General features: G+C 66.0%; 2 protein-coding genes. Both read left to right on the top strand.

Annotation, left to right across the window (positions count from 1 at the left end; genetic code table 11):
- The first annotated feature begins 156 nt into the window (after positions 1-156).
- Positions 157-1,443 (top strand): phosphoribosylamine--glycine ligase, encoded by a 1,287-nt coding sequence (gene purD, locus C6A77_RS24965; RefSeq protein ID WP_114172013.1) that lies wholly within the window; start codon positions 157-159, stop codon positions 1,441-1,443.
- Positions 1,444-1,586: 143 nt separating this feature from the next.
- A complete protein-coding gene (locus C6A77_RS24960) occupies positions 1,587-4,358 on the top strand; it encodes a hybrid sensor histidine kinase/response regulator (RefSeq protein WP_114172012.1) in 2,772 nt (923 codons plus the stop codon).
- The last annotated feature ends 132 nt before the right edge of the window (positions 4,359-4,490 follow it).

Here is a 4,490-nt window from a genome sequence, read left to right as displayed (position 1 = left end):
CCCCCCCCCCCCCCCACAAACCCCCGCCCCCCCCCCCCCCCCCCCCGGGGGGGCCCCGCCCCCCCCCCCCACCGCCCGGGGCGGCCCCCCCCCCCGCCGGGGGCCCCCCCCCGCTCCCACAGGGTACGAGGTCTGCCGCCAAACAGAGGTTTTAACATGAAAGTTTTGATCATCGGCAGCGGCGGCCGCGAGCACGCCCTGGCCTGGAAAGTCGCCCAGGACCCACGCGTCGAGAAAGTCTTCGTTGCCCCGGGCAACGCCGGTACGGCCATTGAAGCCAAATGCGAGAACGTCGCCATCGACGTCTGCGCACTGGAGCAACTGGCCGATTTCGCCGAGAACAACGTCGACCTGACCATCGTCGGCCCTGAAGCCCCGCTGGTCATCGGCGTGGTCGACCTGTTCCGCAGCCGCGGCCTGGACTGCTTCGGCCCGACCAAGGGCGCGGCCCAGCTGGAAGGCTCCAAGGCCTTCACCAAGGACTTCCTGGCGCGTCACAAGATCCCGACCGCCGACTACCAGAACTTCACCGAGATCGAGCCGGCGCTGGCCTACCTGCAGGAAAAAGGCGCACCGATCGTGATCAAGGCCGATGGCCTGGCTGCAGGCAAGGGCGTGATCGTCGCCATGACCCTGGAAGAAGCCGAAGCCGCCGTGCGTGACATGCTGGCCGGCAACGCCTTTGGCGAAGCCGGTTCGCGTGTAGTGATCGAAGAGTTCCTCGACGGCGAGGAAGCCAGCTTCATCGTCATGGTCGACGGCCACAACGTGCTGCCCATGGCCACCAGCCAGGACCACAAGCGCGTCGGCGACCAGGACACCGGCCCGAACACCGGCGGCATGGGTGCCTACTCCCCTGCCCCGGTGGTCACCGCCGAAGTGCACCAGCGCGTGATGGACCAGGTGATCTGGCCGACCGTGCGCGGCATGGCCGAAGAAGGCAACGTCTATACCGGCTTCCTCTATGCCGGTCTGATGATCGACAAGGCGGGCAACCCCAAGGTCATCGAGTTCAACTGCCGCTTCGGCGACCCGGAAACCCAGCCGGTCATGCTGCGCCTGGAGTCGAGCCTGGTACTGCTGATCGAGGCCGCATTCGCCAAGGCGCTGGACAAGGTCGAAGCCCAGTGGGACCCGCGCCCGAGCCTGGGCGTGGTGCTGGCCGCCGGCGGTTATCCGGGCGACTATGCCAAGGGTGACGTGATCAACGGCCTGGATGCAGCGGCGAAGATCGAAGGCAAGGTGTTCCATGCCGGTACTGCGCTCAAGGACGGCCAGGTGGTCAGCAACGGTGGCCGCGTGCTCTGCGCTACCGCCATGGGTGCCAGCGTTGCCGATGCGCAGCAGCAGGCCTACCGCCTGGCCAAGGAAGTGAACTGGAACGGCAGTTTCTACCGTACCGACATCGGCTACCGGGCCATCGCCCGCGAGCGCGGTGAGTAACGACAGTAACGGGTAGCCGATTGCCGCAGCGCCTTGTGCCTGCGGCATCCGGCTCGTCGACAGGGCCTCAGGGGGCCTTGCCTTCGACTTGGCGCGCCGCGCATAGTTAGCACCTGGCACCTTGGCTAAGAAGGGATTTCGTAGTGCGTCGGCTTCGGATTGCCTCAGCGCTGATCGTCAGCTTGCTGACCCTGCTCTGCATATTCCCGGCTGCGGCCGAATATGACGGAGGCTGGGCCGTTCTGCTCGACGAACAGGCCAACCTGCAACTGAGCGACGTGCGCTCCGAGCGTTACCGCAACCAGTTCAGCCCGCTGACCCTCGCCGAGCTGGATGCAGCCCCTGCGGAACAGGCCCTGTGGCTGCACTATCGCCTCGAACCCGGCGACCAGGAACAACTGCTGCGGGTTTTCGCCCCGGACCTGTCTGGCCTGGACCTGTACGCCCTCCAGGGCGACCAACTTCTGCGTCAGCTGCACCACGGGCGCCTGGCCGGCAATGCCAGCCCGACCCTGCGTGGCAGCGACCATGTACTGCCCCTGCCCAATAGCAAGCAACCGCTGGACATTTACCTGCGCCTGGTCTCCGAGCACCAGCTGCGCCCGGCCATCAGCCTGGAGCCTGCGGCTGTTGCCGCCTCCGACCAGCACCAGCCGTTGCTGTTCGGCATGCTGTTCGGCGGCCTGGTGATGCTGATCCTGCACAACCTGATCCGCTTCCTCTACAGCCGCTCCAGCACCGCCCTGATCCTGGCGTTGTACCACGGCCTGATGCTGCTCAGCGGCCTGATCCTGCTGAACCTCAGCGGGCCCTGGTGGCACGTGTGGCACAGCGCGCAAACGCCCGCCGCGTACCTGACGCTGGTGCTGGCCGGCCTGGCCGGGCTGTATTTCACCCAGCACTTCTTCTCGCCCTGCAACTCGCCACGGCTGAACCGCCTGTTGCACGGCGAAATGCTGGTGGTCGGGCTCAGCGGGCTGGTGTTGCTGTTCGTCGACACCCTGCCCCTCAACCTGATGACCTACGCCCTGATGGCCCTGGGCAGCGTGAGCATGCTGCTGGTCAGCAGCTACCACTGGTACAAGGGCTATGCACCTGCCCGCCTGTTCAGCCTGGCCATGGTGGTATTCAACCTGGGCGGCCTGGTGCTGCTGCCCGCCCTGCTGGGCCTGACCCGCACTTCGACCCCCTGGTTGCTGTGCATCCTGCTGGGGTTGACCGTGGCCAGCGGCCTGCTGCTCAACCTGGCGGTCAGCGAACGCCTGCGGCGCATGAGCGAGGAGCGTTTCAGCGCCAGCCGCGCCCTGGCCGCCAGCGATGCCGAAATCAACGCCAAGGCCGAATTCCTGGCCAAGATCAGCCACGAAATCCGCACCCCGATGAACGGCGTGCTGGGCATGACCGAGCTGTTGCTGGGCACGCCGCTGTCGGTCAAGCAGCGCGACTACGTGCAGACCATTCACAGTGCGGGCAACGAGCTGCTCACGCTGATCAACGAAATTCTCGACATTTCCAAGCTGGAATCTCGCCAGATCGAACTGGATGACGTGCAGTTCGACCTCAATGCGCTGATCGAGGATTGCCTGAACATCTTCCGCGCCAAGGCCGAGCAGCAGAACATCGAGCTGATCAGCTTCACCCAGCCGCAGGTACCCAGGGTGATCAGCGGTGACCCGACGCGGCTGCGCCAGGCCTTGTCGAGCCTGCTGGAAAACGCCCTGAAGAACACCGACCAGGGGGAAATCCTGCTGGTGGTGGCGCTGGACCAGCGCGGCGAGGCACCGCGCCTGCGCATTGCCGTACAGGACAGCGGCGAACCGCTGCCTGCCGCCGAGCGTGAAGCCTTGCTGCAAGCGGAGTTGCACAGCCATCACTTCCTCTCCAGCAACAAGCTGGGCGGCCACCTCGGGCTGGTCATCGCCAAGCAACTGATCGGCCTGATGCAGGGCGAGTTCGGCATCAAGAGCAGCACCGGCATGGGCAATACCCTGTGGCTGACCCTGCCACTGGACCCTTCGCGACTGGAACAACCCCTGGCCGATCTCGACGGCCCGCTGCGCGATACCCGGGTGCTGGTGGTGGACGACAACGATACCTGCCGCAAGGTACTGGTGCAGCAGTGCAGCGCCTGGGGCATGAATGTCAGCGCGGTACCGTCGGGCAAGGAAGCCCTGGCCCTGCTGCGCACCAAGGCTCACCTGCGCGACTACTTCGACGTCGTGCTGCTGGACCAGAACATGCCAGGCATGACCGGCATGCAGCTGGCCGCCAAGATCAAGGAAGACCCAAGCCTGAACCACGACATCCTGGTGGTCATGCTCACCGGCATCAGCAATGCGCCGAGCAAGATCATTGCACGCAATGCCGGGGTCAAGCGCATCCTCGCCAAGCCGGTGGCCGGCTACACGCTGAAAACCACCCTGGCCGAAGAACTGGCCCAGCGCGGCCGCGAGCATGCCGTACCGGCCAGTTTGCCCGGTGTCCCCCAGGCATTGGACCTGCCCGGCGATTTCCGCGTGCTGGTCGCCGAGGACAACAGCATTTCGACCAAAGTGATCCGCGGCATGCTCGGCAAGCTCAACCTCGAGCCGGACACCGCCAGCAATGGCGAAGAGGCCTTGCAGGCGATGAAGGCGCAGCGCTATGACCTGGTGTTGATGGACTGCGAGATGCCGGTACTGGACGGTTTCTCGGCCACCCAGCAGCTGCGCGCCTGGGAAGCGGCCAATCAGCGCCAACGCACCCCGGTAGTGGCGCTGACTGCGCATATTCTTGCCGAACACAAGGAACGTGCGCGGGTGGCCGGCATGGACGGGCACATGGCCAAGCCAGTGGAATTGTCGCAGTTGCGCGAGCTGATCCAGTACTGGGCCCACCAGCGCGAAGCCAAGGTGGACCCGGCGCATACGTCCTGATCTGTACTGCCTGTACTGGCCTAATCGCCGGGCCCCCCCCCCCCCCCCCCCCCCCCCCCCCCACAAAAAAGAAAAAGGGGGGGGGGGGGGGGGGGGGGGGGGGGGGGGGGCGGGGGGGGGAAACCCCCGGCG

Origin of the sequence: Pseudomonas sp. AFG_SD02_1510_Pfu_092 (assembly GCF_003331055.1) — a bacterium.
In the GTDB taxonomy this organism is placed as follows: Bacteria; Pseudomonadota; Gammaproteobacteria; order Pseudomonadales; family Pseudomonadaceae; genus Aquipseudomonas.
The sequence above is the reverse complement of the archived record's forward strand: the minus strand, read 5'-3'. Positions and strand labels throughout refer to the sequence as shown.